Origin of the sequence: Lentzea sp. NPDC058436 (genome assembly GCF_042721515.1) — a bacterium.
Classification (GTDB): Bacteria; Actinomycetota; Actinomycetes; order Mycobacteriales; family Pseudonocardiaceae; genus Lentzea.
Map to the genome: position 1 here is coordinate 146931 of NZ_JBHXLF010000004.1, position 26336 is coordinate 173266.

Annotated in this window: 25 protein-coding genes and 3 tRNA genes; 18 read left to right on the forward strand and 10 right to left on the reverse strand. The window is 69.4% G+C overall.

Annotation, left to right across the window (positions count from 1 at the left end; genetic code table 11):
- Positions 1-116 precede the first annotated feature (116 nt).
- Positions 117-605, forward strand: coding sequence for a PH domain-containing protein (locus tag ACFWN2_RS19260; RefSeq protein WP_382428968.1), 489 nt, complete (start codon positions 117-119; stop codon positions 603-605).
- Positions 602-2152, forward strand: coding sequence for a PH domain-containing protein (locus tag ACFWN2_RS19265; RefSeq protein ID WP_382428970.1), 1551 nt, complete (start codon positions 602-604; stop codon positions 2150-2152). Before ACFWN2_RS19260 ends, ACFWN2_RS19265 begins: the two co-directional genes overlap by 4 nt.
- On the opposite strand, the gene ACFWN2_RS19270 is transcribed toward ACFWN2_RS19265, so the two are convergent.
- Positions 2131-3066: a GlxA family transcriptional regulator gene (locus ACFWN2_RS19270; protein WP_382428972.1), complete on the reverse strand. Its 936-nt coding sequence runs from the start codon at positions 3064-3066 to the stop codon at positions 2131-2133. The two genes, ACFWN2_RS19265 and ACFWN2_RS19270, sit on opposite strands and share 22 nt — an antisense overlap.
- Before the next feature lie 77 nt (positions 3067-3143).
- On the opposite strand from ACFWN2_RS19270, the gene ACFWN2_RS19275 reads away from it, so the two are divergent.
- Positions 3144-4403 carry an MFS transporter gene (locus tag ACFWN2_RS19275; RefSeq protein WP_382429650.1) on the forward strand — a complete coding sequence of 420 codons (1260 nt, stop codon included), beginning with the start codon at positions 3144-3146 and terminating at the stop codon, positions 4401-4403.
- Here ACFWN2_RS19275 and ACFWN2_RS19280 read toward each other — a convergent pair.
- Positions 4335-5852, reverse strand: a complete 1518-nt coding sequence (locus tag ACFWN2_RS19280) for a helicase HerA-like domain-containing protein (protein ID WP_382428974.1) — start codon at positions 5850-5852, stop codon at positions 4335-4337. The two genes, ACFWN2_RS19275 and ACFWN2_RS19280, sit on opposite strands and share 69 nt — an antisense overlap.
- 72 nt (positions 5853-5924) lie before the next feature.
- Between ACFWN2_RS19280 and orn the strand changes: the two genes are divergently transcribed.
- The 3 genes from orn (at position 5925) to ACFWN2_RS19295 (ending at position 8352) form a co-directional block, all read left to right on the forward strand.
- Positions 5925-6530 carry an oligoribonuclease gene (gene orn / locus ACFWN2_RS19285; protein WP_382428976.1) on the forward strand — a complete coding sequence of 202 codons (606 nt, stop codon included), beginning with the start codon at positions 5925-5927 and terminating at the stop codon, positions 6528-6530.
- Positions 6531-6595: 65 nt separating this feature from the next.
- A tRNA-His gene (locus tag ACFWN2_RS19290) sits at positions 6596-6668 on the forward strand.
- 58 nt (positions 6669-6726) lie between these two features.
- A complete protein-coding gene (locus ACFWN2_RS19295; protein WP_382428978.1) occupies positions 6727-8352 on the forward strand; it encodes an ABC-F family ATP-binding cassette domain-containing protein in 1626 nt (541 codons plus the stop codon).
- A 4-nt stretch (positions 8353-8356) separates the two neighbouring features.
- On the opposite strand, the gene ACFWN2_RS19300 is transcribed toward ACFWN2_RS19295, so the two are convergent.
- Positions 8357-9511, reverse strand: a complete 1155-nt coding sequence (locus ACFWN2_RS19300; protein WP_382428980.1) for an Ig-like domain-containing protein — start codon at positions 9509-9511, stop codon at positions 8357-8359.
- Between the two features lie 269 nt (positions 9512-9780).
- Between ACFWN2_RS19300 and ACFWN2_RS19305 the strand changes: the two genes are divergently transcribed.
- Positions 9781-9854: transfer RNA gene (locus ACFWN2_RS19305), tRNA-Lys, on the forward strand.
- A gap of 67 nt (positions 9855-9921) precedes the next feature.
- Here ACFWN2_RS19305 and ACFWN2_RS19310 read toward each other — a convergent pair.
- On the reverse strand, positions 9922-10779 hold the full coding sequence (locus ACFWN2_RS19310; protein ID WP_382428982.1) for an alpha/beta fold hydrolase: 858 nt from the start codon (positions 10777-10779) through the stop codon (positions 9922-9924).
- A gap of 201 nt (positions 10780-10980) precedes the next feature.
- On the opposite strand from ACFWN2_RS19310, the gene ACFWN2_RS19315 reads away from it, so the two are divergent.
- Both ACFWN2_RS19315 and ACFWN2_RS19320 read left to right on the forward strand, forming a co-directional pair.
- Complete coding sequence (locus ACFWN2_RS19315; RefSeq protein ID WP_382428984.1) at positions 10981-12252, forward strand: sensor histidine kinase; 1272 nt, start codon at positions 10981-10983, stop codon at positions 12250-12252.
- Complete coding sequence (locus ACFWN2_RS19320) at positions 12237-12875, forward strand: LuxR C-terminal-related transcriptional regulator (RefSeq protein WP_382428986.1); 639 nt, start codon at positions 12237-12239, stop codon at positions 12873-12875. Before ACFWN2_RS19315 ends, ACFWN2_RS19320 begins: the two co-directional genes overlap by 16 nt.
- Before the next feature lie 4 nt (positions 12876-12879).
- On the opposite strand, the gene ACFWN2_RS19325 is transcribed toward ACFWN2_RS19320, so the two are convergent.
- Positions 12880-13491, reverse strand: a complete 612-nt coding sequence (locus tag ACFWN2_RS19325; RefSeq protein ID WP_382428988.1) for a TetR family transcriptional regulator — start codon at positions 13489-13491, stop codon at positions 12880-12882.
- Positions 13492-13616: 125 nt separating this feature from the next.
- Here ACFWN2_RS19325 and ACFWN2_RS19330 point away from each other — a divergent pair, with 125 nt between their 5' ends.
- Both ACFWN2_RS19330 and ACFWN2_RS19335 read left to right on the forward strand, forming a co-directional pair.
- Positions 13617-14222, forward strand: a complete 606-nt coding sequence (locus ACFWN2_RS19330) for an NADPH-dependent F420 reductase (protein WP_382428990.1) — start codon at positions 13617-13619, stop codon at positions 14220-14222.
- Positions 14219-15193 (forward strand): zinc-binding alcohol dehydrogenase family protein, encoded by a 975-nt coding sequence (locus ACFWN2_RS19335; RefSeq protein WP_382428992.1) that lies wholly within the window; start codon positions 14219-14221, stop codon positions 15191-15193. Before ACFWN2_RS19330 ends, ACFWN2_RS19335 begins: the two co-directional genes overlap by 4 nt.
- Positions 15194-15235: 42 nt before the next feature.
- Here ACFWN2_RS19335 and ACFWN2_RS19340 read toward each other — a convergent pair whose 3' ends face one another.
- From ACFWN2_RS19340 to ACFWN2_RS19350, 3 genes are all read right to left on the reverse strand, one after another.
- Positions 15236-17641 (reverse strand): DUF4407 domain-containing protein, encoded by a 2406-nt coding sequence (locus ACFWN2_RS19340; protein WP_382428994.1) that lies wholly within the window; start codon positions 17639-17641, stop codon positions 15236-15238.
- Positions 17642-17741: 100 nt separating this feature from the next.
- Positions 17742-18332 carry an FHA domain-containing protein gene (locus ACFWN2_RS19345; protein ID WP_382428996.1) on the reverse strand — a complete coding sequence of 197 codons (591 nt, stop codon included), beginning with the start codon at positions 18330-18332 and terminating at the stop codon, positions 17742-17744.
- A 404-nt stretch (positions 18333-18736) separates the two neighbouring features.
- On the reverse strand, positions 18737-19126 hold the full coding sequence (locus ACFWN2_RS19350) for a VOC family protein (RefSeq protein WP_382428998.1): 390 nt from the start codon (positions 19124-19126) through the stop codon (positions 18737-18739).
- A 58-nt stretch (positions 19127-19184) separates the two neighbouring features.
- Between ACFWN2_RS19350 and ACFWN2_RS19355 the strand changes: the two genes are divergently transcribed.
- Positions 19185-19922: a class I SAM-dependent methyltransferase gene (locus ACFWN2_RS19355; RefSeq protein ID WP_382429000.1), complete on the forward strand. Its 738-nt coding sequence runs from the start codon at positions 19185-19187 to the stop codon at positions 19920-19922.
- A gap of 2 nt (positions 19923-19924) precedes the next feature.
- Here the strand turns inward: ACFWN2_RS19355 and ACFWN2_RS19360 are convergent, their stop codons facing one another.
- A complete protein-coding gene (locus ACFWN2_RS19360) occupies positions 19925-20503 on the reverse strand; it encodes a TIGR03086 family metal-binding protein (protein WP_382429002.1) in 579 nt (192 codons plus the stop codon).
- A gap of 55 nt (positions 20504-20558) precedes the next feature.
- Here ACFWN2_RS19360 and ACFWN2_RS19365 point away from each other — a divergent pair, with 55 nt between their 5' ends.
- From ACFWN2_RS19365 to ACFWN2_RS19375, 3 genes are all read left to right on the forward strand, one after another.
- On the forward strand, positions 20559-20996 hold the full coding sequence (locus tag ACFWN2_RS19365; RefSeq protein WP_382429004.1) for a MarR family winged helix-turn-helix transcriptional regulator: 438 nt from the start codon (positions 20559-20561) through the stop codon (positions 20994-20996).
- A 9-nt stretch (positions 20997-21005) separates the two neighbouring features.
- Positions 21006-22196, forward strand: a complete 1191-nt coding sequence (locus tag ACFWN2_RS19370; protein WP_382429006.1) for an amidohydrolase — start codon at positions 21006-21008, stop codon at positions 22194-22196.
- 170 nt (positions 22197-22366) lie between these two features.
- Entirely contained in the window at positions 22367-23152 is a 786-nt protein-coding gene (locus ACFWN2_RS19375) for a hypothetical protein (RefSeq protein ID WP_382429008.1), read from the forward strand.
- A gap of 66 nt (positions 23153-23218) precedes the next feature.
- Here the strand turns inward: ACFWN2_RS19375 and ACFWN2_RS19380 are convergent, their stop codons facing one another.
- Positions 23219-23845, reverse strand: a complete 627-nt coding sequence (locus tag ACFWN2_RS19380; protein WP_382429010.1) for a TetR/AcrR family transcriptional regulator — start codon at positions 23843-23845, stop codon at positions 23219-23221.
- Between the two features lie 98 nt (positions 23846-23943).
- On the opposite strand from ACFWN2_RS19380, the gene ACFWN2_RS19385 reads away from it, so the two are divergent.
- The 3 genes from ACFWN2_RS19385 (at position 23944) to ACFWN2_RS19395 (ending at position 26208) form a co-directional block, all read left to right on the forward strand.
- Positions 23944-25422 carry a flavin-containing monooxygenase gene (locus tag ACFWN2_RS19385; protein WP_382429012.1) on the forward strand — a complete coding sequence of 493 codons (1479 nt, stop codon included), beginning with the start codon at positions 23944-23946 and terminating at the stop codon, positions 25420-25422.
- A 25-nt stretch (positions 25423-25447) separates the two neighbouring features.
- A complete protein-coding gene (locus tag ACFWN2_RS19390) occupies positions 25448-26056 on the forward strand; it encodes a lysoplasmalogenase (protein ID WP_382429014.1) in 609 nt (202 codons plus the stop codon).
- A 78-nt stretch (positions 26057-26134) separates the two neighbouring features.
- A tRNA-Lys gene (locus ACFWN2_RS19395) sits at positions 26135-26208 on the forward strand.
- The last annotated feature ends 128 nt before the right edge of the window (positions 26209-26336 follow it).

The window sequence follows — 26336 nt, forward strand, 5'->3', positions numbered from 1 at the left end:
GATCGCGTGAGCCGCGGTGGTCCTGCCTCCCTCGCAAGCAGGACCACCGCGGTCACCGACACACCAATTGACACACCTGTCCACACCGGCGGCGGCAGGTGAGGCACCCTTGAGGGGTGACTCCGCAACTGCGCACGCCTCGTCACCAGGTGAGCCCGAAGTCCGTCCTGCTGTGGACGATGCAGGCCGCCGTGTTCTGGCTCGTGCTGTTCGTGCCCCAGCTGGTCGTGTACCTGCTGGTGAACAACCCGCCGACGTGGGAGTTCGTGCTCATGATCGCCACGGCGGTCGTCGGCGTCGTGCACACCGCCGTCGAACCGAGCTGGCGCTACCGCGTCCACCGCTGGGAGACCACGCCGGACGCCGTGTACACGCTCTCCGGCTGGCTGAACCAGGAGTGGCGGGTCGCGCCGGTGTCGCGCATCCAGACGATCGACACGAAGCGCGGGCCGTTCCAGCAGTTGCTCGGCCTGTCGACCGTCACGGTGACGACGGCGTCGGCCGCCGGTCCGGTGGAGATCGAGGGCCTGGAGCACGGGATCGCGCAGAGGCTCGTGGTGGAGCTGACGAACACCACGCAGGCCACGCCGGGTGATGCCACGTGACCACCCCGGCGGAGGTTCCGTCCGGTCTGCCCGCCGCGCCGGAGTTCACCGAGCCGTTGCAGGAGTGGCACCGCCTGCACGTGCGGATGCTGGTCGTGCGGCCGCTCAACGAGGGCATCGCGATGCTGGTGCCGATCCTCGTGCTGCTGTTCACCGGCAACGGCGAGAAGTGGCGGCTCATCGCGAGCGGCGTGACGGTCGCGGCGATCCTGTCGTTCAGCTACCTCATCTGGCGCACCACGAAGTACCGCATCACCGGCGAGCAGGTCGAGCTGCACACGGGTCTGTTGACGCGCAAGCAGCTCGCGGTACCGCGTGATCGCATCAGGACGGTCGACCTCACCTCCAAGCCTGGTCACCGGATCTTCGGACTCTCGGCGGTGCGGATCGGCACGGGCCAGCAGGACGTGCCGGGCACCGACGGCCTGACGCTCGACGCGGTGACGCAGCAGGAGGCCGAACGGCTGCGGTTGTTGTTGCTGCAGAAGGGTGTCGCACCCAAGGACGCCTCACCGGACGAGCCCGGCGCGGAACCGGCGCCGCTGCCCGAGTCCGAGGTGATCTCGCAGCTCGACCTGAAGTGGCTGAAGTTCGCGCCGCTGTCGCTGTCCGGGCTCGTCGCGATCGGCGCCGTGTTCGGCGTGCTGTCCAACTACGCCGACGACCTCGGTCTGCACCCGGTGCAGGACCTGTGGGAGTGGCTGTTCGAGAACCCGAGCTTCGCGCTCTTCGCCGGGTTCCTGGTCGTGGTGGCCGTCGTCGGGCTCGTGTTGTCGATCCCGCTCTACATCTTGCAGTTCTGGAACTACCGGCTGACCCGCGAACCGGACGGAACCCTGCGCGTGCAACGGGGTCTGCTCACCACCCGCTCGGTCTCGGTGGAGGAGCAACGGCTGCGCGGCGTCGACATCCAGGAACCGCTGCTGGTGCGCGCGGGCAAGGGCGCGAAGCTCGCCGCGGTGACGACGGGCCTCGGGTCGAAGGGCGAGAGCAACCTGCTGCTGCCACCCGCGCCGCTGTCCGTGGCGCACCAGGTGTCGCGGGACGTGCTGAAGGTCGGCAGCGACCCGACGACGCTGCGGCTGCGCAGGCACCCGTTCGCCGCGTTGCGCCGCAGCGTCTTCCGGCACGTGCTGCCGTGGGTCGTGATCACCGCGGGCCTCGCGATCTGGGCGCCGTCGTGGGCGTGGCCGATCCCGGCCGCGATCATCCCGCTCGCCGCGCTGGTCGGCTGGGACAACTACCGCTCGCTCGGCAACGCGATGGACGAGCGTTATCTGGTGACGCGCAACAACTCCCTCGTGCGCAGCACCGTCGCGTTGCAGCGCACCGGCATCATCGGCTGGCGCATCCAGCGGTCGTTTTTCCAGCGCCGCAGCGGGTTGATGACGATCGGCGCGACCACGGCGGCCGGCGCGGGCATCTACCACGTGACGGACGTCGGCGAGGCGCACGGACTCGCGCTGGCAGACGAGGCCGTGCCGGACCTGCTGCGCCCGTTCCTTGTCGAGTCCGATGTAGACGGTCAGGCCGAGCGGAACGTCTGACGGTAGGCGCTCGGCGAGACCCCGATCGAAGCGGCCAGCTGCTGTCGCAGAGCCGCGCCGGTGCCGAAGCCGGCGTGGCTCGCGACCTGGTCGATCGGCAGGTCGGTGGACTCCAGCAGGTGCCGGGCCCTGTCGACGCGCTGCTGCGTCAGCCACTGGCCCGGTGACATGCCGGTCTCCGCGCGGAACCGGCGGGTGAACGTGCGCACGCTCATCCGCACCTGCCCGGCCATCGCGGCGAGGTCGAGCGGTTCTTGGAGCCGCTCCAAGGCCCACTCGCGGGCGAGCGCCGTCGAGGTGTCCGGGTAGCTCGGCACCGGCCTGTCGACGAACTGGGACTGGCCGCCCTGCCGCCACGCGGGCACGACGCAGTAGCGGGCGATCCAGTTCGCCACCTCGCTGCCGTGGTCGGACCGGATGACGTGCAGGCACAGGTCGATGCCCGCCGCGACGCCCGCCGAGGTCAGCACGTCGCCGTCGTCGACGAACAGCACGTCCGGGTTGAGCCGCACCTTCGGGTACAGCGCGCGGAACTGGTCGGTGGTGTTCCAGTGCGTGGTGGCGGGTCTGCCGTCGAGCAGCCCTGCCGCGGCGAGCACGAACGCGCCCGTGCAGATCGACATGATCCGCGACGCGTTCGTCGTCGTGAGCGCTTCCAGGACCGCCGGTTCGAGCCAACCCTCCCGTGCGGGCTGGTAGTGGGTGCCCGGTACGAGCACCGTGTCCGCGTCTTGGAGCACCTCCAAGCCGTGGTCGGGCGCGATGGTGAAGCCGCCGGTCGTGGGGATCGGGCGGCGGTCCGGCGAGCAGACGACGACCTCGTAGCGGTCGGCGAGCCGGGCGAACATGTGCGTCGAGCTGCCGAGGTCGAACGCCACCGACTGCTCCAAAGCGAGAACGGCGATCCGGTGCATGGCCCGATTCTTTCACATGTTGGCCATCGGGCCACTGGTTGGAGCGTCGGCCGTCGCCGAACCTTGTCGGCGTGAGACTGCATTGGGCCTGGGTTGTCGCAGGTGTGTCCTTCATCGCCCTCGTGGGCGCGGCGTCGTTCCGCGCGGCACCGGGCGCGTTGATCGAGCCGTTGCGGGCGGAGTTCGGCTGGAGCACCGGCACGATCTCGCTCGCCATCTCGATCAACCTGTTGCTGTACGGGCTGACCGCGCCGTTCGCGGCCGCGCTGATGGACAGGTTCGGCGTGCGGGTCGTGGTGACCTGGGCGTTGACCATGGTCGCGATCGGCAGCGGGCTGACCGTGTTCATGACCGCGTCCTGGCAGCTGATCCTGCTGTGGGGCGTCGTGGTCGGGCTCGGCACCGGTTCGATGGCGCTGGCGTTCGTCGCGACGATCACCGGACGCTGGTTCGTGAAGCACCGCGGCCTGGTCACGGGCGTGCTGACGGCGGGTGGCGCAGCCGGGCAGCTGGTGTTCCTGCCGCTCGTGGCGTGGCTGTCCGAGAGCTACGGCTGGCGGCCCGCGTCACTGGTGATCTGCATCGCCGCGTTCGCCGTCGTGCCGCTGGCCGCGTTCTTCCTGCGCGAGTACTCGCGGGACGTGGGGCTGCTGCCGTTGGGCGCCACCGAGGACACTCCCCCGCCGCCGTCCGGTGGCGCGGCCCGACGCGCTCTGGGCGCGTTGACATCGGCCGCTCGCACCCGGCCGTTCTGGCTGCTGGCCGGCGGGTTCGCGATCTGCGGAGCGTCCACGAACGGCCTGGTGGGCACGCACTTCATCCCCGCCGCGCACGACCACGGCATGCCGACGACGACCGCGGCGGGCCTGCTGGCGCTGGTGGGCGTGTTCGACATCGTGGGCACGATCGCGTCCGGCTGGCTGACCGACAAGGTCGACTCGCGGATGCTGCTGGCGGGCTACTACGCGTTGCGCGGCCTGTCACTGATGATCCTGCCGCAGCTGTTCGGCGCGTCGGCGCACCCGTCGATGCTGGTGTTCATCATCTTCTACGGCCTCGACTGGGTCGCGACCGTGCCGCCGACCGTGGCGTTGTGCCGCCAGTACTTCGGCCTGTCCGGGCCCGTCGTGTTCGGCTGGGTGTTCGCGTCGCACCAGCTCGGCGCGGCACTCGCGGCGTCCGCCGCCGGCCTCACCCGCGACCACCTGGGCAGCTACGACCTGGCCTGGTACGTCGCGGGCGGGCTCTGCATCGGCGCGGCGCTGCTGTCAGCGTCGCTTGCGCGAGGTCCCGAAGAGGCCCCGCGTGATCTCGCGGGCCAGAGCGCTGCCCGCTGACCGCAGGAACGACTTGACGGCGCTGTTGCCCAGCACCTTCTCGACCATCCCCGGTTCCTCCTTCTCCTGCCGCCGAGGAGGAGCTTCCGGGGCCTGTTCCTCCTGCGGGGGCGCGACTTTCGCCATCAGCCGCTCGTAGGCAGACTCGCGGTCGACCGTCTCCGCGTACTTGCCGTGCAGGTCGCTTTGGCCCGCTGCCTGCCTGATCGCGTCGTTGCCGATGGTGTCCATCAACGAACGCGGCGCGCGGAGGCGAGTCCACGCGACCGGCGTCGGCGCGCCCTTCTCGCTCAGCACGGTGATGATCGCCTCGCCGATGCCGAGCGACGTGAGAGCCTTCTCCAGGTCGTAGTGCGGCGTCGTCGGGTACGTCTTCACCGTGCGCGCCAACGCCTTCTGGTCGTCGGGCGTGAACGCGCGCAGTGCGTGCTGGACGCGCGCGCCGAGCTGCGACAGCACGTCGTTCGGAATGTCGGTCGGCAGCTGCGTGCAGAAGAAGACGCCGATCCCCTTGGACCGGATGAGCTTCACGGTCTGGGTGATCTGGTCGAGGAACGCCTTGGAAGCGCCTGAGAACAGCAGGTGCGCCTCGTCGAAGAAGAAGACGAGCTTGGGCTTCTCGACGTCACCCTCCTCCGGCAGCGTCTCGAAGAGCTCGGCCAGCAGCCACATCAGGAACGTGGAGAACAGCGCGGGGTTGCCCTGCAGCTCGGCCAGTTCCAGCAGGCTCACGACGCCCTTGCCGTCGCGCTGCCGCATCAGGTCCGCCGGGTCGAGCTCCGGTTCGCCGAAGAACCTGTCGCCGCCCTGCGCCTCCAGGTTGACCAGCGCCCGCAGGATCACGCCCGCCGTGGAGCTGGAGACACCGCCGATGCCCTTGAGGTCGGCCTTGCCCTCGTCGCTCGTGAGGTGCTGGATGACGCTGCGCAGGTCCTTGGTGTCGAGCAGCGGCAGACCCTTCGAGTCCGCCCAGTGGAAGATCAGGCCGAGCGTCGACTCCTGCGTGTCGTTGAGGCCCAGCACCTTCGACAGCAGGATCGGCCCGAAGCTCGTGACCGTCGCCCGCAACGGCACGCCGATGCCGCCCGTGCCGATCGAGAGGAACTGCACGGGGAACGCCGTCGCCGCCCAGTCGTCGCCGGTGTCAGCTGCCCTGGTCTTCGTGCGGTCGCTCTCGGCGCCCTGCTGCGACAGACCGGACAGGTCGCCCTTCACGTCCGCCATCAGCACCGGGACGCCGTTGTTCGACAGCTGCTCTGCGAGCAGCTGGAGGGTCTTCGTCTTGCCGGTTCCCGTTGCGCCTGCGACAAGTCCGTGGCGGTTGACCATGGACAACGGGATGCGGACGTGCGCGGCCGGCTCGACGGTCCCGTCGACCAGCACGGCGCCGAGTTCGATGGCCGCGCTCTCGGACGCGTACCCCGCGGCGATCTCAGCTTGAGCCGTCATGCACGGGGAGCGTAACCAGGTTGCTGCACGCCGCCACTCGAAGTTGACGCTCCGCGCAGTAATGTTCAGGCCGTGATGGATCGTCTGGTGTGGATCGACTGCGAGATGACCGGACTCGACCTGGGCAAGGACGCCCTGATCGAGATCGCGGCACTGGTCACGGACGCCGAGCTCAACGTGCTCGGCGACGGCGTGGACATCGTGATCCACGCTTCCGACGAAGTGCTCGACTCGATGCCGGAAGTCGTCATGCAGATGCACGCCAAATCGGGTCTGACCGAGGAGGTGCGCGCCTCCGCGGTGACCTTGGAAGAGGCCGAGGCCGCCGTGCTGGCCTACATCAAGGAGTGGGTGCCGGACCCCCGGACCGCTCCCCTGGCCGGCAACTCCATCGCCACCGACCGCGGCTTCATCGCCCGCGACATGCCGGCGCTGGACGCCCACCTGCACTACCGCATGGTCGACGTGTCGTCGATCAAGGAGCTGTGCCGGCGCTGGTACCCGCGCATCTACTACGCGCAGCCGGGCAAGGGCCTCGCGCACCGGGCGCTCGCCGACATCGTCGAGTCGATCCGGGAGCTCGCGTACTACCGGCGCACGGCGTTCGTGCCGCAGCCGGGGCCGACGACCGAGCAGGCGCAGGCGGTCGCCGCTGACCTGCTCAAGGACGTCAAGTAGACCCCGATTTCAATATCGGTGGCTGCCGTTGCTATGCTTTCCTCGCCGGTCACAGACCGGTGATGGTGGGTGTAGCTCAGTCGGTAGAGCACTGGGTTGTGATCCCAGGTGTCGCGGGTTCAAGTCCCGTCACTCACCCTTTGTCGAAAGGCCTCCGCTTTTGCGGGGGCCTTTCTTCACGTTTACGGGAGCCTTCATGACCACGCTCGTCGCCAAGGACCTCGCCGCCGGTCACGGTGATCGCGTCCTGTTCTCCGGACTCGACCTCGTCGTCGCACCCGGCGACGTGATCGGCCTCGTCGGGGTGAACGGCGCGGGCAAGTCGACGCTGCTGAAGACCCTCGCCGGGCTCATCCCCGCCGAGTCGGGCCGCGTCACGCTGAACCCGCCCTCCGCCAACGTCGGCCACCTCGCGCAGGAGCCGGAACGCTTCGAGGGCGAGACCGTCCGCGACTTCCTGGCCCGCCGGACCGGTGTCGCCGACGCGCAACGTGCCCTGGACGTGGCCACCGAGGCGTTGACCGCGGGCAACGACGAGGGCTACTCCGACGCGCTGGACCAGTGGCTCGCCCTGGGCGGCGCGGACCTGGAGGAACGGTCGCTGGAGGTCGTGGCCGACCTCGGACTCGCCGTGGGCCTCGACGCGTTGATGACCTCGCTGTCCGGTGGTCAGGCCGCACGCGCGGGTATGGCGTCGTTGCTGCTGAGCCGCTACGACGTGTTCCTGCTCGACGAGCCGACCAACGACCTGGACCTCGAAGGCCTGGAGCGGCTGGAGAAGTTCGTGACGGGCCTGCGCGCCGCCACCGTGCTGGTGTCGCACGACCGCGAGTTCCTGGCCCGCACGGTCACCAGCGTGCTGGAGCTCGACCTGCACCAGAACGCCGTGCACCTCTACGGCGGCGGCTACGAGTCGTACCTCGAAGAGCGCGCACGGGCCCGTCAGCACGCCCGTGACGACTACGAGGAGTACGCGGACACCAAGTCCTCGTTGGAGGCCCGCGCGCGCATGCAGCGCTCGTGGATGGAGAAAGGTGTGAAGAACGCACGGCGCAAGGCGGGCGACAACGACAAGAACGCCCGCAAGTTCCGTGCCGACGCCACCGAGAAGCAGGCCTCGAAGGCCCGGCAGACCGACCGCATGATCGAACGGCTGGACGTCGTCGAGGAGCCCCGCAAGGAGTGGGAGCTGCGGATGGAGATCGCCTCCGCACCCCGTTCCGGCGCGGTCGTGGCATCGCTGCGGGCAGCCGTCGTGTCGCGGGGCTCGTTCACTCTCGGCCCGGTGGACCTGCAGATCGACTGGGCGGACCGGGTCGCGATCACCGGCGCGAACGGCGCGGGCAAGTCGACGCTGCTCGCCGCACTGCTGGGTCGTGCCGAGCTGTCCTCGGGCTACGCGACGCTGGGCTCCGGCGTCGTGGTCGGCGAGGTGGACCAGGCGCGCGGCCTGTTCCTGGGCGACCTGCCGCTGGTCGACGCGTTCCAGGAGGCCGTGCCGGAGATGAACCCGGCCGACGTGCGCACGCTGCTGGCGAAGTTCGGGCTGAAAGCGGCCCACGTCATGCGGTCCGCGGCCTCGCTCTCACCGGGCGAGCGCACGAGGGCGGCGCTCGCGCTGCTGCAGGGCCGCGGGGTGAACCTGCTGGTGCTGGACGAGCCGACGAACCACCTGGACCTGGCCGCGATCGAGCAGCTGGAGTCGGCGCTGGAGAGCTACACCGGCACGTTGCTGCTGGTAACGCACGACCGGCGGATGCTGGAGGCCGTGCAGGTCAACCGTCACCTGACCGTGGCGGCCGGCCAGGTGACGGTCTCCTAGTGCTTTAGCGGTTGCCCTGGACCCACGTGGACCACGGGACCTGCCAGTCGCCGAACCCGTCCCACGACTCCAGGACGGGGCCACCGGAGTTGGTGACGATCACGATGTCGCCCTGCTTGCTGTTGTCGAACACCCACTTGGCGTTCTCGGGCGAGAGGTTCAGGCAGCCGTGGCTCACGTTGCGGTGGCCCTGGTCGCCGACCGACCACGGTGCGCCGTGGAAGAAGATGCCGCTGTTGGACATGCGGAACGCCCAGTCGACCGGCGTCTTGTAGCCGCCGTTCTCCAGCGCGAGGCCGTACGTGGTCGAGTCCATGATCATGTGGTTGTACTTCTCCATCAGCACGTACGTGCCGGTGGGGGTCGCGTCGGCCGGCTTGCCCATCGACGTGGGCATGGTGCGCACGACCTGGCCGTTGACCTTGGTGATCACCTGGTGCGTCTGGCCGTCGGCCTCGTGGATGACCTCGTCGCCGACCGTCGTGGTGATCGTGCGGTCTTCCTGGCCGTAGATGCCGTCACCGATGTGCTTGCCGTAGACCTTGATGTTCATCGTGATCTTGGTGCCCGACTTCCAGAACTTCTCCGGACGCCAGTGCACCTCCTTCTTGTTGAACCAGTAGAAGGCGCCCTCGACCTTGGGCTCGGTGGTGATCTCCAGCATCTTCTCGGCCGCGACCTTGTCGGCCACCGGCTCGTCGAAGTAGAAGGCCAGCGGCTGCCCCACGCCGATGGTGGTGCCGTCCTGGGGGTTCGTCGACACGTACGTGAGCGTGCGCGGCTTCACCGTGGTGAAGGACGACTCCTTGGTCTCCGTCTTGCCGTCCTCACCGGTCGCCGTGGCGACGAGCTTGTACGTCTTGGAGTACCCGAGCGGCTCGGTGTTCGTCCACTGCGTCGACTCGGGGTTCATCTTCCCCTCGACGACCTTGCCCTCGGGGTTGGTCAGCTTGACGTCGGTCAGCTTCCCGTCGGCCGCCGTGGCGATGACCGGCAGGCCGGGCGACACGTCGGCCGCGCCGTTGTTCAGCGCCAGCGTCAACGTCACGGGCTTCGGCGGCGGAGGAGGAGGCGCGCTCGACTCACCACCGCCACCCCCGCTCCCGGTGTCGGCCCCACCTGAACAGCCTGCGATCAGGATCACAGCGATTCCCGCCATGACCACCCCACGACCGCGCCTGCTCCACATCCCCATCGGCGTACTTCCGATCTGCTTGTCGCCACTCCCGAGACTGCCTGCACGTAAGGCGTTTTGGCGTCCCCCGACTAGGTGACGACAGGAGGTGGCCCGAAGTTGCGCGAGTGGCCGGATCGTTACGTGGCCGATGCGTCGGCAAACCGGTGTTGACCAGCCGATTGGGAGCGCGCGGAGGCGCTGTGCTAACGTTCTTCACGTCGGAAACGAGCAAGCCTCCGGCACACAAACAAGCGCCGCTAGCTCAGTTGGTTAGAGCAGCTGACTCTTAATCAGCGGGTCCGGGGTTCGAGTCCCTGGCGGCGTACTCCAGAGAAGCAGGTCGAGATTCATCTCGACCTGCTTCTCTGCATTTAGCGGTATGTCCGCTTTCCTCACCGGACGATCTTCAGAATGTCCTCGACGGCACCGGTGACGACGTCCGGCCGTTCGGTCACGATCCCCTCGTGCGAGGTGTTCTCGGCGAGCACGTGCTTCCGGTTCGGCCTGGCCTGGGCGAAGCGCTCCTGGGCCGCCCGCCACAGCCCCGCCGCCTCGGGTGAGTCGGTGAAGGGCGTCTGGGACGCGACGATCGCGGTCACCGGCACGTCCTTCGGCCAGGCCCGGCGGTGGAACACGCGGTGGACCGGGGCGTAGTCGGCCATCACGGCCAGCAGCTGGCGGTTCTTCTTCGTCGAGGGCTGGGCCAGCAGGTCGGCCTTCTGCTTCTCCACGACCGGCGCGAACGCCGTCAGCATCTCGTCGGTGAAGAAGTCGGGAACGTTCGCGTCCACGAGGACGGCGCCGGACACCCGGCCGGGGTGCTCGTTCACGAAGGTGGTGGCGACCTCACCGGCGATCGAGTGCGAGACCAGCACCACGTCGTCCGTCACCCCCAGTTCCCTCAGTCCGGCTTCCAGGTCCGAGACCGCGTTCTCCACCCGCCACGGCCCGGACACCTCGTCGCTCTCGCCCTCACCGGCGCGGTCGTAGGTGATGACCTTCGACCCGGTGGCCTTCGCCAGCCTGGGCGCCAGGTCCTTCCAGTACGACGAGCTGAGCCCGCCTCCCGCGTCCAGGACCAGAGCCGGCGATTTCCCCTCCAGCACGTGGAAGACGAGTTCGTGTTCGGCGTTCGTCACCCTGCGGGTCGTGGACGCGGGCTCACCCGCGGCGTCCGGCGTCGAGCACGCCGTGAGCGAGATGACGGCCACGATCGCGGCAACGAACTTGTTGCGGTGCAAGGGATTCATGTGGTTGACCATGACGAGAACCCTAGGAACTCCACGCCCGTTCCTCGATCCGGCCGGCCACCGTTCTGCGTGGGTGCCAGGTCCACTGCGGACGCGGTGGTGCTGTCCGGAGGCCGAGGTGGAGGAAACTCCACTGTGCGAAACGCGGTCGTCCGGCGATGATCGTGGCGCTCGACGACCCCGCGACGATGGTGGAGCGTGATGACGGAGTCCGGACCACCCCTCTGGCGCGCGGGGTTGCTCCTGCGGCTGAACCAGGTGGCCTGGTCGCTGGTGATGCTCCTCGGAGCGGCCGCGGGGGCGGCGCTGGCCACGGTCTGGATCACGTCGGTCCCGCTCGTCGTGCTCGGGGCGGGCATCCCGCTCACCCTGCTGACGACGGTCGTGGTGCGCTGGTTCGCCGACCTGCACCGCGGGTGGGCCGCCGATCGGCTCGGCGAACCGGTGGCCCACTCCTACCCGGTCGCGCCCGCCGGGTGGACGGCGCGGCTGCGGATGGTCCTGCGCGACCCGGTGAGCTGGCGGGACTGGGCGTGGCTGGTGGTCAACTCGGTCACCATCTGGTTCACCTGCGGCCTGTCGCTCGTGCTCTTCCTGCTCGGCGTGGCCGCCCTGATCTACCCGGTCCTCTACGAGCTGACGCCGCCCCACGTGTTGCGCACGCCGTTGGGCGAAGGCTTCCGCCTGGACAACGTCGGGAAGTCGTTCGCACTGGTCCCGATCGGCGCGGCGCTCCTGCTGCTCTGGTACGCCACGTCCGCGCCGCTGACGAGGCTGCACGCCCTGGTGGTCCGCTCCCTGCTCGGCCCCACCGAACAGGCGCGGCTGCGAGCCCGCGTCGCGCACCTGGCGGCCACCCGAGCCGAGAACGTCGACGCGCAGGCCGGTGAGCTGCGCCGGATCGAACGGGACCTGCACGACGGCGCGCAGGCCCGTCTGGTGTCGCTGGGGATGAGTCTGGGCCTGGCGAAACAGCTGCTGGACGACGACCCGCAGGCCGTGCGGCGGATGCTGTCCGACGCCCAGACCGTGACGGCCGACGCCCTGACCGAACTGCGCGACCTGGTGCGGGGCATCCACCCCCCGGTGCTGGCCGACCGCGGCCTGGACGGCGCGCTGAAGGCCCTGGCGCTGGCCAACCCCGTCGAGACCACCGTGGTGACCCGCCTGCCGGGACGACTGCCGGCGCCGGTGGAGTCCGCGGCCTACTTCGCCGTCAGCGAAGCCCTGTCGAACGCCATCAAGCACGCCGGAGCCGGCCACATCCGGATCGAGGTGGAGTACTCGGACGACGCGGCAGAACTGGTGATGCTGGTGTCCGACGACGGGCGCGGTGGCGCGAACGCCGACGCGGGCACCGGCCTGCGCGGCGTGGCCCGGCGCCTGGCGGCCTTCGACGGCACCCTGACCGTCCACAGCCCGCGCGGCGGGCCCACCGAGGTGAGGATGTCGTTGCCGTGCGCATCGTCCTAGCCGAAGATCTCGCCCTGCTCCGCGAGGGACTGGTCAGGATCTTCGAGGCCAACGGGTGCGAGGTCGTCGAAGCCGTCGACAACGGCCCCGCCCTGCTCCGGGCGCTGACCGCGCACCGGCCCGACATCGCCGTGGTCGACGTGCGCCTGCCACCGACCTTCACCGACGAGGGCCTGCGCACCGCGGTCGAAGCGCGCGGGGAGATCCCCGGACTGCCGGTCATGGTGTTGTCGCAGTACGTCGAGCAGTTCTACGCGAGGGAACTCCTGGCCGACCGCGGTGGCGCGGTGGGATACCTGCTCAAGGACCGGGTCATGGTCGTCGACCAGTTCGTCGCCGACGTCCGCAAGGTCGCCGCGGGCGGAACGGTCATGGACCCCGACGTGGTCACCGCTCTGGTGACCCGCCGGTCGGCCGACCTCAGGACTCTCTCCCCGCGGGAGCGGGAGGTGCTGTCGCTGATGGCCCAGGGGCGTTCCAACGCCGCGATCGCGTCCAGGATGTTCGTCACCGAGAAGACGGTCAGCAAGCACACCTACAGCATCTTCACGAAGCTCCGCCTCGACCCGTCCGACGACGACAACCGTCGCGTCCTCGCCGTGCTCGCCTACCTGGAGGGCTGACAGGTCACGGCTTCCTGAGCCGCCTGCGGTTGACCGCCAGGACCTCGTCGGACAGCGCCGGATCCGCGTCGGCGACCGCCCTGGACAGCATCAGCGCCCCGACCATCTGGCTGAACAGCGCCACCGCCCGTTCGCGCGCTTCGGCAGGCGTGATCTCCTCGCCCGACTGGCGGGCCCGGTCGAGCAGCATCTCGGTGATGGCGGCGAAGTAGCCGTCGAGCCCGCGCCGGTACTCGGCCTGGGCGTCGGCGCCGTGGCGTCCGACGTCGGAGACGAGGGCGGCCGAGGGGCAGCCGATCTCCGGGTGATCGCGGTGGTGGGCGTTGAGGTAGCCGTCGACCAGGTCCTGCAGGGCCGCCCGCGCCGACCGGGGGTGGGACCCGCGGATGGCGTCCAGGGTCCCCAGCGAGTCGGTGAACCCCTGGTGCAGGACGGCGAGGGCCAGGTCGTCCTTCGACGCGAAGTGGTTGTAGAAGCCGCCGTGCGTCATGCCGGCGGACTTCATCAGCTCCTCGATGCCGATGCCGTCGATGCCGCGCTGCCGGAACCCCTCGCCGGCCGCGGTGACGATCTTCTCGCGGTTGAGCCGCTTCTGCTCCTGCGTGATGCGGGGCATTCCGGACCTCCCTGTGATGTTCCACATCATCAAAACGGACCACGCCGCGCCTTGACAAGGCAACGATGTCGGGCATCATCATAGTTATTGATGTCATACGTCATCATTAACTGAGGAGGTTCGCCGTGCGGTTCGGAACCATCGGTGCCGGGGCGGTCGCGCAGGCCATCGCCCGTCACCTCGTCAGCGCCGGCCACGAGGTGACGCTCAGCAACAGCCGCGGCCCGGACACCCTGCTCGACGTCGTGGCCGGACTGGGCCCGTCGGCGCGCGCGGGCACGGTCGAGGAGGCCGCCGCGGCCGACGTGGTGTTCCTCGCCGTGCCGTGGCCGCTGGTCGGCGACGCGCTGGCCGGTCTGTCCTCGTGGGACGGCCGGATCCTGGTCGACACCACCAACTCCGGGTTCGCGCCGCCCGCGGTGGAGGACCTCGGGGTGCGGACTTCCAGCGAGTACGTGGCGCGGCTGGCGCCGGGCGCGCGGGTGGTCAAGGCCTTCAACACCCTGTACGCGCAGTACATCGCGGCCGAGCCGCGGCACGCGGAAGGCAGGCAGCTGCTGTTCTACGCGGGCGACGACACCACCGCCAAGACCGCTTTCCACGAGGTCTTCGACGGCATCGGGTTCGCGGCGGTCGACGCGGGCGGGTTGCGCGAAGGCGGGCTGCTGATGCAGGTGGGCAGCGTGCTCTCGGCGCTGCACGCCCTGAAGCTGGACGGGGACCGGTCGTGAAGGCACTCGCCTACGAGAAGGCGCATCCGCTCGACGAGTTCGCCGTCGAGCTGACCGACGTCGACGAACCTCGGCCGCGCGACGCCGACCTGCTGGTCGAGGTCGCCGCGATCGGCGTCAACCCCGGCGAGGCGGCGATCCGGGCGGCGCGCGGTGCCGAACCCGGCGGACGGGTCGTGCTCGGCTGGGAGTTCGCCGGCGTGGTCACCGCCATCGGCCCCGAGGCCACCGGCTTCGCGGTCGGCGACCGCGTCATGGGCACCGGTGACTTCACCCGTGACGGCTGCTGGGCCGAGCGGGTCGCGGTGGACCACCGGGTCGTCGCGAAGATCCCGGACGAGCTCGCGTTCGCCGACGCCGCCTCCCTGCCGATCGGCGTCCTCACGGCGTGGGAGGCGCTGTTCCGCGACCAGGACTCCCTGCCCGCAGGGGTGAACCGCGTGCTGGTCATCGGCGCGGCGGGCGGCGTCGGGTCGATGGCGACCCAGCTGCTGAAGACGAGGACGTCCGCGTTTGTGATCGGCACGGCGTCGCGGCCCGAGTCGGCGCGCTGGGTCACGGAGATGGGCGCCGACCTGGTCGTCGGCCACGACGACCTGGCCGCCCAGCAGGCCGTCGACATGGTGCTGTCCACCGCCAGGACCGGCGAGCACCTCGACGCCATCACCGAGGTGCTCCGTCCGTTCGGGCACCTCTCCGTCATCGACTCCGCCGGTCCCCTCGACCTCGGCGCGTTCACGGGCAGGTCCCTGTCGCTGCACACCGAGATGGTGTTCAGCAGGATCATCGCGGGACACGACGCCGGCGCCCAGGGACGGATCCTCACCCGTGCGGCGCGGGACGTCGTCGAAGGTCGCCTGCGCCCGATCGGCACGACCACGCTGCACGGGCTGACGGCGGACACGATGAGGTCGGCGCACGCGCTCGTCGAGAGCGGCCGAACGATCGGGAAGACCGTGATCGTGGTCTAGCGAGGGGCCCTTCGAACGTGGTCCGATCGGCTTCGTCGTGGGCTAGTTGGTCTCGGTCCTGCTCGGCACGTCGAGATTCACCGTGTCGTCGAGCAACGTCGTCATCGGAACCTCGTGGAAACCGTTGCCGTCGTTGAGTTCCGTCGCTTCGGTCCTCGGCTTGGTCTCCAGAACGGTGTCCGCCGGCGTCCTGCTGGACCGGCGGCTGCCCAGCGCGGTCGGGCCGACAGGGAGGTCGGCCTGTCCGGTCGAAGCCAGCATCGTCGCGATCCCGCTCAGCTTGCGCGCCAGGTAGGCCGCCGGTCCCTCGTCGGTCCGCGAGCCGCGGCGGGCGGGCTCCGGTGAGATCAGGTCGTGCACGAGGTCGTTCACCTCAGCGGGAACGTCGGGCAGCAGGTCCTTCAGATCCGTGCGGACGAGGGTGCCGGCGACGATCTCCTTGGCGAGGTCCCTGGCACTCCCGTGGCTGTCGGCGGTCAGGTAGGGCGGCCGGCCGGTCAGCAGGAAGTACCAGGTGGCACCGATCGAGTAGAGGTCGGCGAGCTCAGCGTCGAAATCACGGTTCAGCAGCACCTCCGGAGCCGTGTAGTGCGGCGTCCCGCCGAGTGCCTCCTCCTGCTCCGCCTTCGTGAGCACGCGGGCGAAACCCCAGTCGACCAGCACCAGGCGAGGTCCCTCGAGCACCGCGTTGGTGGGCTTGATGTCGCCGTGCGTGACGTTCATGCCGTGGGCGTAGGCAAGCGCTTCAGTGAGTTGCCCGATGTGGTGGACGGAGAGCTGGAGCGTGTAGTCCCTGGCACCCTCGTTCGTGTCCTCGATCCACCGGACGAGGCTGCCCGGCCGGTACTGCGGTGACGCGGTCCAGAGATACCCGGCGTCGGCGCCCGAACTGATGATCTTGCCGATGTTCTTGTGGTGCAACCGGCCGGCGGCTTCCACCTCGCTCTGCCACATGCGGTGCAACGGGCTGCGGGACAGCTTGCGGCGGTCGCCTCCCATGTCGCGCACCGCCTTGATCACCACCTTCTTGTCGGTGTCGAGGTCGTGAGCCACGAGCATGCGGCCGAACGCGCCGCGATCCGCGCCCTCCAACGGTTCCAGAGCGCGGAACCGGCCGCCGAAGGTCTGGTCGAGGAGTTCCATGTCCTCGCTGGTCCAGTTCTTCGGGACCACCTTGTCCTCGCGGATCGCGGGTTCGGTGAACGGCTCGGCGAGATCCGGCTCGGTACCGATCTTCTCCAGTTCGGCCTCGACCCAGTGCTTCTGGCGCTCGGCCTCGACCTTCGTCCTGGCCTCCGCGCGCAACCGGGCGAGGTCGACATCGAGGCTCTCCTCGATGCGTTCACGGGCGAGCACCCGGTCCAGTCTTTCCTGGTGACGGGTCGCCGCGTTCTCCGCTTCACGCACGTGACGCTTGCGGCTGGACACCACGGTGATGTCGTACTGGGTGCGCCCGCGCCAGATCTTCAGCAGCAACGGGATCAGGTCCAGCAGCACACCCACGACGATGATCGCCAGGTGGATGACACCACCGGCGAGGTTCTGCCTGGTGAAGTCGAACATCGCGCGCAGCTTCGCCGGGATGCCGTCGCTGAGCTTCGCCGCGCTCTGCGCGAGTCCGACATCACCCTTGATCTGCTCGTCCAGCTCGTCGATCCGTCTGTTGAGCCGGTCGCGGTTGCCGTTCCACGCCTCGCGTGCCCGCCCGAGCGCCGCCTCCGCCTCGGCCTTCTCCCGGTCGCGGACCACGGTCTTGTCCCCGTCACCGCCGGCACCGGTGACCTTGCCCGCTCTGATCAGGTCCTCGCAGCCCTTCGGATCACGCTCGCAGGCCGCGATCCGTTGCGCTTCGAACGCCTTGGTCTCCGCGGTCTGCAGTTCGGTCTCAAGCGTGGTCCTCTCACCACGCAGGCGGTTCAGCTCCTCCTGGCGCGCCGTCGGGTTGTCGCTCGAACCGGTCACCAACTCGGTCGACTGGTTCACCTGCGTGGAGATCGTGTCGCGCATGGTGCGTTCGATGTCGTCCCGGAAGATGGCCAGTGCTCCGGCCTGGGCCACCAGGAAACCGAGGAGCACGGCGCAAAACCCTCGCACGAGGAAGCCTGTGAGGGTCTTGCCCCTGCTCTCCTCCGGGTCGACCGGCTTGGCCGCGATCGCCCGGTCGAACGCCGCGACGAACAAGCCCCACGGCACCGTGTATGGCAGGGCGTCGGCGAAGTCCTCCGTCACGCCGAGACCGACCGCGGCCAGTGCCAGCGTGCCCCACGCGATGAACCCGTTGAGGAGCACGAAGAACCCGGAGAGCTGATACGACGAACGGTCGTGTCTGCTGCTGATGCCGCGCCACGACGCACCACCCAGCCAAGCGAAACCGTTGCCCAGCCACCACAGCGGCACCAACGGCCACCTCGGCTTCGCCGTTTGGAGCACGTCCTCCGAGAACGTCACAGGTCATACCTCGCTGAGATCGGTGAAAATGAGGCCGGCGCCGCGCAGCGCCGAAGGCGGTGGGACGACCTGCGGGCGTGCCGAACCCCCGCGTCCGAGGTCAGTCATCGAGCTCCAGTCGCAGCCGCACCTGCCTGCCGAGCCCGAGGATGTCGCCGTGGTGCAGCACCCCGAGCTCCGTGGTGCGCGAGTTGATCGTGACGCCGTTCGCGCTGTCCAGGTCCTCCACCGTGAAGCCGGCCTCCCTCGGGCGGATCCGGGCGTGCCTTCGGGAGACGGTCGGCGCGTCGACCACGATCTGGCACACCGCCGCGTCCCTGCCTATGACGCCGCCTCCGGAAGGCACTGGGAGGACAGGACCCGGCAGTCCGATCCGCACGAACCGCCCCCTGCGAGCCGGGAGCGGAACGGCGCGCTCCTCCCCGCCGTTGAACAGGTAGGTCGCCGGCATCGGTTCGTGGTCGTCGGCGAGTGCCACCCGCGCACGGCCGAGCCAGACCTCGGGATCGGTCGTGTATTCGCGGATTCGCACCCTTTCGACGCCCATCTCGGCCAGCTGGATGTTGAGCGCGCGTTCTTCCAGGATCAGGTCGCGTCCGAAGATGTGGTGGTCTGCGGGGTTCAAGCTCACGACGACGAACCTGGTCTCGTCCCCGAGCTGGTCCGGAAGTTCGGCAACGGCGCGCGCCATTCGATAGGTCAATGCCTGACGCCTGTTTCGGAACTCCCCGTCCATCTCGGACACGGCCGGCTTCGCCACCGACGTCCAGGCACGCTCCACCGCAGCTCGCAGGGGTCCTAAGGCTGCCCACAAGGTGCATCACCCTTTCTCGGAGCAGCACCGGATTTCGGCAGCCCAAAGAGGCCTTGCTCAGTGGTGAGAAGAAGTCGTTCGCTCGGCATGTGACGGTTGATCCGATGGGACGAAAGTCGTATCGAGACTTGTCCCGGATTCGTTAGCACCGTCGAAAGTGTCTATCCGAAATGGAATAGCGAGCTCGAACTCCGATGAGGACGCGGCAGGTTCGGCGATGGCCGGGTGTTGCTGAGAGCCGGGCCGAGTTGCACCTCGGCCCGCCTGTCATGTTTGCGAACTCAGTTCGACTTCCCCTGCTCGGCGACCAGCCAGCACAGGCAGAAGGGGTGGCCGGCCGGGTCCGCGTACACCTGGAAGTCGTCCCCGCTGGTCGCCCCGCGCAACGGCTTCAGCACCACGGCACCGAGCGCCATGACCTGCTCGTGCGCCTCGGCGAAGTCCTCCACCCACAGGTCCAGGTGGATCTGCTGCTTCGTCGGCCCGTCCGGCCACTCCGGCGGTGTGTGGTCGGGCGCGAGCTGCACGCCGACGCGGGGTTCGCCGTCGACCATCACCATGTGCCAGTCGTCGTCCTCCGCCACCTCGCCGCCGAGCACGCCGGCCCAGAAGCGGCTCTCCGCGGCGAGGTCGGCCGCGTCGAAGGTGATGACCTGGAATTTGATCCGCATCACCTCATCCTGCCAAGGAATCGCTACGTTCGAAGGACATCGAGCTGCTGGGGGCGGCATGGACCTGTACGACGACATCGGCACCGGTTACTCGTCGGGGCGGCGGACCGATCCGCGCTGGATGACCGAGGTGCTCGCCGCGCTCGGCACCGCCCGTTCCGTCGCGGACGTCGGCGCGGGCACCGGTTCCTACGAACCGCGGGACCGGGCGGTGGTGGCGTTCGAGCCGTCCGCCGGGATGATCCGCCAACGGCCTCCCGGCGCGGGGCCGGCCGTGCGGGCTGTCGCCGAGGCGTTGCCGTTGCGGGACAACGCCGTCGAGGCCGCGCTGGCCGTGCTCACGGTGCACCACTGGACCGACTGGCGCGCGGGGCTGGCCGAGCTGCGCCGGATCGCGCCGCTGCGCGTCGTCCTCGCCTACGACACGCGCCGGCACACCGAGTTCTGGTTCGTCCGCGAGTACGTGCCGGAGATCGCCGCGCTCGAACTCGGCCGGCCGTCCGCGGAGGACATCGCGCACGAACTGGGCGCCGACGCCGTCATCACCCTGCCCGTGCCGTGGGACTTCACCGACGGCGTGTTCCCCGCCCACTGGCGCCGTCCCGCCGCCTACCTCGACCCCGGCGTCCGCCACGCCTGTTCCGCGCTCGCCCAGACCGAGCCCTCGGCCGTCGAACGCGGCGTCGGCCGGTTGCGCGCGGACCTGGACAGCGGCCGGTGGCACGAACGGCACCGGGACCTGCTCGCCCTCGACGAGTGGGACGCCGGGTTCCGGCTCGTCGTGTCGCGCGGCTGATCTCAGGCCCAGCCGGGCGAGCGCCCCAGCGCGGTGAGGATCCGGGACAGCGGGTCGGCGTTCCCCGTCTCCAGCGCGGGACCGAACGCCGCTCCCGGCACCAGCCTGGTGTCGCCGCCGGGCACCGCCAAAGCGATCCGCAACGCGGGCTCGGCCAGTTCCGGTGCCAGGTCGTAGCCGAGGCCCAAGGACCGCGCGACGTCCCAGCCGTGCACCACGTAGTCGATCAGGTGGAAGCTCACGGCCTGCGCGGCCGGGAAGCTCGCGCGGAACTCCGGCAGGTCGAACTCCCGTTGTGGCACTTCGGGTTCCGCGAACGCTGCGAGGACGTCCCCGGCGGCCTCGGCGTAGCCGTCGGCGGTGGGTGGACCGACCTCCCACGCCGACAGGTCCGCTCCCCTGCCTCGAGCCGCGGCGGCGAAGCCGTGGTGCTGGGCGGTCATGTGGGCGAGCAGGTCTCCGAGTGTCCACTCGGCACAGGGCGTGCGCCTGTCCAGGTCGTCCGGCGTCACGCGGGCCACGATCTCGACGCTCGTCCGCACCGCGGTGTGGTGGAGGTCGAGCAAGTGATTGATGTGCATGTGCCTACGATAAGCACATGCACATCACTGGAGCAAGGTCGCTATCATTCGGCACGTGGACGGCCGGCGACGTGACCTCGCGGCGATGATCGCGCCGCTGCAACGCGCGCTGGTCGCCGCCGAGCAGCCGGTGCTGCGCGCCCACGGGCTGAGCATGTGGGGCTACGTCGTGCTCGACGCCCTCGAAGGCCAGCCGGTGCGCACCCAGGCCGCGCTCGCCGAGTTCATCGGCGCGGACAAGAGCCGCATCATCGGCGTGCTCGACGAGCTGGAGAACGACGGCCTGCTGGAACGCCCCCGCGACCCGGCTGACCGGCGCGCGCGGCTCGTCACCATCACCAGCGAGGGTCGCCGCCGGCACCGCGCGGTCCAGGCCGAGGTCCAGAAGGGCGAGGAACGCCTGCTCGGCCTGCTCGCGCCCGCCGATCGCGAGGCGCTGCTGCGGTCGCTCGCCCTGCTCGTCGACGAACTGCCGAAGCTCGACCGGAACTGAGGAGACACGGTGCCCGACCTGCACGCGCTCTACCGCGACCTGCACCAGCACCCGGAGCTGTCGCTGCAGGAGTTCCGCACGGCCGGCGTGCTGGCGGACGCGTTGCGGCCGTTGGGGTACGAGGTCACCACGGGGGTCGGTGGCACCGGTGTGGTGGGTGTGCTGCGCAACGGCGACGGACCGACCGTCCTGCTCAGGGCGGACATCGACGCGTTGCCCGTGGAGGAGGCGACCGGACTGCCTTACGCGTCAACGGTTCGCGCCACCACCGCGGACGGCGAGGACGTGCCGGTGGCGCACGCGTGCGGGCACGACATGCACGCCACGTGCCTGATCGGGGCGGCCGACGAGCTCGCGCGGACCCGTGAGGAGTGGGCGGGAACGCTGCTCGTCGTGTTCCAGCCCGCGGAGGAACTGGGCCGTGGCGCGCGGAACATGGTCGACGACGGGCTGTTCGAGCGGTTCGGCAAGCCGGAAGTCGTGCTGGCGCAACACGTCGGTCCGTTGCCCGCCGGGATGATCGCGTACGGCACCGGTCCGGTGCTGGCGGCGTCCGACTCGGTGCGCGTGACGTTGTTCGGGCGCGGCGGCCACGGTTCGGCGCCGGAGAGCGCGGTCGACCCGGTGCTAATGGCCGCGCACACCGTCGTGCGGCTGCAGGGCATCGTCGCGCGCGAGATCGCGCCGTCCGAGAGGGCGGTCGTCACGGTGGGCCGGTTGCAGGCCGGCACCAAGGAGAACGTCATCCCGGAGACGGCCGAGATCGGCGTCAACATCCGGTCGTTCAACGAGCACGTCCGCGGCATCGTGCGCGCCGCGGTCGAACGGATCGTGCGCGCGGAGGCCGCCGCGTCCGGCGCCCCGCGCGAGCCCGAGTTCGACTGGTACGACGGCACTCCCGTGCTCGTGTCCGATCCGGACGCGACCACGACGACGATGGCCGCGTTCGCCGAGCGGTTCGGCAAGCACAACCTGATCCCCGGCGCGGTGGTCAACGCCAGCGAGGACGTCGGTGTTCTCGGTGCCGCCGCGGGGAGTCCGACCGTCTTCTGGTTCCTCGGCGGCACCGACTTCAGCACCCGTGAACCCGGTCGTCCCGTCGCGATGAACCACTCCCCCGAGTACGCGCCGGACATCGAGCCCACGCTCTCCACCGGCGTCGCCGCGCTGATCGTCGCCGCACGAACCTGGTTGCGGTGAACGGTTTCCCGGTTTCCTGACGAGCGCGGACTACGGCGCACCTCCTCCATCGTCTGATGTGTCGCAGGCGTTTCACATAGCGCACAAATAGGTTGTGACCTGCGTGTTCTCCCGCTTAGATGGCGGCGTCGGACACGACAGATTTCTTTGGGGGAAGTCGAATCATGCGTTTGAAGCGTGCAATCACGGCTGTGGTCGGCCTTGCGGCCATGATCACCGTCATCAGCGCGGCGCCGAGCTCCGCGCAGGGGGAAGTTCCGTCTTTCAACGGTGTCGAGCGCGAGCGGGGTCCGAAGCCGCTCACGACCGACGGCCAGTCGTTCCTGGAGATCAACGGCGCCGGTGAGCTCGTGCACTGGCAGCGGGCCGGCGAGAGCTACGCCAAGCAGGTCCGCGGCTGGGGCTGGCAGGGCACCCGCGCCATCACCACCCTCGACAACCAGACGTTCCTGGAGCTCAAGGGTGACGGTCGCCTGTCCAAGTGGACGTGGAACGGCGGCGCCTACAACGAGGCCGTCGTCGGCTGGGGCTGGAACAACGCCCGCCTCGTGACGGGCATCGCGAGCAACCAGTTCATCGAGATCAACAACCAGGGCGAGCTCGCCTACTGGACGTTCGACGGCTCGAACAACCTCTCCAAGGTCGTCCGCGGCTGGGGCTGGGGCGGCACGAAGAGCATCACGGGTCTCGACCCGTTCCTCTTCATCGAGATCAAGGGCGACGCTCTCAACTCGCTCTCGTGGTGGGTCAACGAGCAGAGCGGCCTGACGGAGTACGCCGAGCCGGGTGGCTTCGACAACCGCTGGATGCGTCTGATCGCCGGTGGCGACGCAGACCACTTCACGGTCATCGCGACCGACGGCACGCTCATCGAGTACGCCTGGAACACCAGCGCCGAGCAGTGGCAGCCGACGGCCCGCGGCTGGGGCTGGAACAGCACCCGCCTGATCGGCTGATCCGGCGAGCAGCACCCGCGTGACGAAGGCCCCGACCGGTTCCGGTCGGGGCCTTCCGCGTTTCCGCTACCGGGCCGCGATGCCGTCGTACATCACGCGCCGCAGCGCTTCGCTTTGTGCCGCTTGGGCTTCCGGCGTGCGCAGCGACGAGATCGCGGTGCCGAGGATCATGCCGTTGATCGCCCTGGCCGTGTTGCCGACGTCGAGGTCCGCGCGCAGGTAGCCGAGTTCGACGCCGTGCGACAGGTACGCGGACGTCAGCGCGGCGGCGAGGTCGAACAGGTCGAGGATCCGTTCCGCCATGGCGCGGTCGATTCCGGGCGCCTCGAACAACAACAGGCGCGGCACGCGGGGGTCCTCGCCGAAGATGCGGCCCAGCGCCTCGCCGATGCGCGCGGACTGCTCGCGGTACTCGTCGAGCGTCGACACCGCGTCCGGCGCGTTCTCGGCCGTCAGCGCGCCCGTGATGCGCGCGGCCAGGCCGTCCACCACGTGGTCGACGATGTCCCGCTTGTTCTGGAAGTAGCGGTAGAACGTGCCGTGCCCGATGCCGAGCCGCGCGGCGACGTCCGCGATCCCCGTGGCGTGGTAGCCGCGTTCGGCGAAGCAGTCGAAGGCCGCGTCGATGATCTCGCGGCGCAGCTCCTGCTTCTTGCGCTCGGCGCGGCTGACGGGCTCGGCACTGGACGTCATGCGCCCAAGTCTATGACCTGCGGAAGCTTGCGATCACCTCGGAACTGACATACGGTTCCGAAACTGACACACGATTCCGTTTGTGACGGGAGGCCGGGATGACCAGGCGGTACGACGCGGTCGTGGTCGGGGCGGGCTTCGGCGGCATGGGCGCGGCGATCGAGCTCAAGCGGCTCGGGCTGCACGACCTGCTGATCCTGGAGCGCGAGGACGACCTCGGCGGCACCTGGCACGTGAACCGCTATCCGGGCCTGGCCGTGGACATCCCGTCCTCGACCTACTCGTACTCGTTCGAACCGAATCCGCACTGGTCACGGCTGTTCGCACCGGGCGAGGAGCTCAAGCGCTACGCCGGGCACGTGGCCGTGAAGTACGGGCTGCGGCCGCTGATGCGCTTCGGCGTGACCGTGACGGGCGCCCGCTGGACCGGCGAGGACTGGGAGGTCACGGCGGGCGGCGAGACCTTCACCGCGCGGTACCTCGTGACCGCCACGGGCTTCCTGTCGATGCCGAGGACGCCGGACATCGCGGGCATCGAGTCGTTCCGGGGCAAGGTGGTCCACACCGCCGCGTGGGAACCGTGCGACCTCGCCGGCAAGCGGGTCGCGATCATCGGTACCGGCGCCACGGCTGTGCAACTGATCCCCGAACTCGCACGGGAAGCGGCCAACCTGACCGTGTTCCAGCGCACACCGATCTGGGTGAGCCCCAAGCCCGACTACGCCGTCTCACCACCGGTGCGGAAGTTGTTCGCACGGCTGCCGTTCGTCCAACGGGCCGTGCGGTGGCTCGGCAGCTCGATCCTCGAACTGATGATGATCTCGGGAGTGGTGCGCTACAAACAGCTCCGCGTGGCGAACCGCCTGGCAGAGCGCTGGTGCCGCGCTCACCTGCACCGCCAGGTCCGCGATCCCGCGCTGCGCCGCAAGCTCACGCCGGACTACTCGTTCGGCTGCAAGCGCCCCACGTTCTCCAACGACTACTTCCGCACGTTCACCCGGCCGCACGTCCGGCTGGAGACGTCCACGATCGACCGGGTCGACGAGAGCGGGATCGTCACGGCGGACGGGCGCACCGAGATCGACGTTCTGGTGCTGGCAACGGGATTCGACCTCTGGGACACCAACTTCCCCGCGTTCGAGGTGACCGGCCGCGACGGCGTGGACCTCGGCACGTGGTGGCGGCAGAACCGCTTCCAGGCCTACGAGGGCGTGACCGTGCCGGGGTTCCCGAACTACCTGTCGCTCAACAGCCCGTACTCCTACAGCGGATTGTCGTACTTCACGACGATCGAGTGCCAGATGGCGCACATGCGGCGGCTGTTCACGGCGATGCGCTCCCGCGGTTCGTCGGTCTTCGAGATCACCCGGCGCGCCAACGACGAGTTCCTAGACCGCATGCGCACGAAGGTCACGCAGAACACGGTGTTCTCACTCGGCCAGTGCGCCACCGCGCACAGCTACTACTTCAACCAGCACGGCGAAGCCACGCTGCTCCGGCCGACCTCGACCACGAGCGCACACCGCGCGGCCCGCAGCTTCCCGGTGTCGCACTACGACTTCGCGCCACTAGCCTGAACACCTCAATGACGAGGGGTGCTCCGTGAAGAAGCAGGCGTACGCGATCGCCGCGGCCGTGGACTCGATCGCGGCGGCCGTGCGCGGCACCGAAACCGTGCGCAAAGTCACGAAGACCTCCCTCATGCCGGCCCTGGCCATCGCCTCACCACCGAACGACCCCGCGATGGCCGTCGGTCTCGCCGGCTCGTGGGCGGGCGACGTGGCACTGCTGGGCGACTCGGACAAGGCGTTCCGAACAGGACTCTTCAGCTTCCTGCTGGCGCACATCGGTTACACGACAGCACTGGCCCGCCGCTCGGCACCGGGCTCGCGCAAGGCCGTGGTCCCCATCCTCGGCGCGTCGGCGGCGGGCGCGGCAGTCTTCGCCCGAGCGGCAGGCCCACTGGGCAAACCGGTCGCGCTCTACGTCCTCACCCTCGGCACGATGGTCGCCGCCGCCTCCACGGCCCGAGGCAGTGGCGCACGACGGGTTCTCGGCGGCGCCGTCCTGTTCGCGACCTCGGACGCCCTGCTCGGCGCGAGCCGGTTCGTCCTGAAGGGACGCGCGGCGCGAGTGGCGTCGGCCGGGGTCATGCCGACCTACACAGCAGCTCAGTGGCTCCTGCACACCGGCTGCTCGCAACGTGGGTGACCCCGCGCGAAAACCCGTTGGATGCCCTGTGCTAACGTTCTTCACGTCGGAACGAGCAAGGCTCCGGCACATGATCAAGCGCCGCTAGCTCAGTTGGTTAGAGCAGCTGACTCTTAATCAGCGGGTCCGGGGTTCGAGTCCCTGGCGGCGTACACCGGAGAAGCGGGTAGAGATTCGTCTCTACCCGCTTCTCCGTTTTTCCGCCCACCGCCGATTTCCTCCACAGTGGACTCGTCGCGGTCGGCCGCCGTTGGCGTGGCCGGCGACAGCGCAGGTCAGG

Excerpts from the sequence above, each read along its gene's own strand:
- ACFWN2_RS19270 (WP_382428972.1), bottom strand. The coding sequence starts at position 3,066 with ATGCACCGGATCGCCGTTCTCGCTTTGGAGCAGTCGGTGGCGTTCGAC.
- ACFWN2_RS19280 (WP_382428974.1), bottom strand. The coding sequence starts at position 5,852 with ATGACGGCTCAAGCTGAGATCGCCGCGGGGTACGCGTCCGAGAGCGCG.
- ACFWN2_RS19295 (WP_382428978.1), top strand. The coding sequence starts at position 6,727 with ATGACCACGCTCGTCGCCAAGGACCTCGCCGCCGGTCACGGTGATCGC.
- ACFWN2_RS19300 (WP_382428980.1), bottom strand. The coding sequence starts at position 9,511 with ATGGCGGGAATCGCTGTGATCCTGATCGCAGGCTGTTCAGGTGGGGCC.
- ACFWN2_RS19310 (WP_382428982.1), bottom strand. The coding sequence starts at position 10,779 with ATGAATCCCTTGCACCGCAACAAGTTCGTTGCCGCGATCGTGGCCGTC.
- ACFWN2_RS19315 (WP_382428984.1), top strand. The coding sequence starts at position 10,981 with ATGACGGAGTCCGGACCACCCCTCTGGCGCGCGGGGTTGCTCCTGCGG.
- ACFWN2_RS19325 (WP_382428988.1), bottom strand. The coding sequence starts at position 13,491 with ATGCCCCGCATCACGCAGGAGCAGAAGCGGCTCAACCGCGAGAAGATC.
- ACFWN2_RS19345 (WP_382428996.1), bottom strand. The coding sequence starts at position 18,332 with ATGGCGCGCGCCGTTGCCGAACTTCCGGACCAGCTCGGGGACGAGACC.
- ACFWN2_RS19350 (WP_382428998.1), bottom strand. The coding sequence starts at position 19,126 with ATGCGGATCAAATTCCAGGTCATCACCTTCGACGCGGCCGACCTCGCC.
- ACFWN2_RS19355 (WP_382429000.1), top strand. The coding sequence starts at position 19,185 with ATGGACCTGTACGACGACATCGGCACCGGTTACTCGTCGGGGCGGCGG.
- ACFWN2_RS19360 (WP_382429002.1), bottom strand. The coding sequence starts at position 20,503 with ATGCACATCAATCACTTGCTCGACCTCCACCACACCGCGGTGCGGACG.
- ACFWN2_RS19380 (WP_382429010.1), bottom strand. The coding sequence starts at position 23,845 with ATGACGTCCAGTGCCGAGCCCGTCAGCCGCGCCGAGCGCAAGAAGCAG.
- ACFWN2_RS19385 (WP_382429012.1), top strand. The coding sequence starts at position 23,944 with ATGACCAGGCGGTACGACGCGGTCGTGGTCGGGGCGGGCTTCGGCGGC.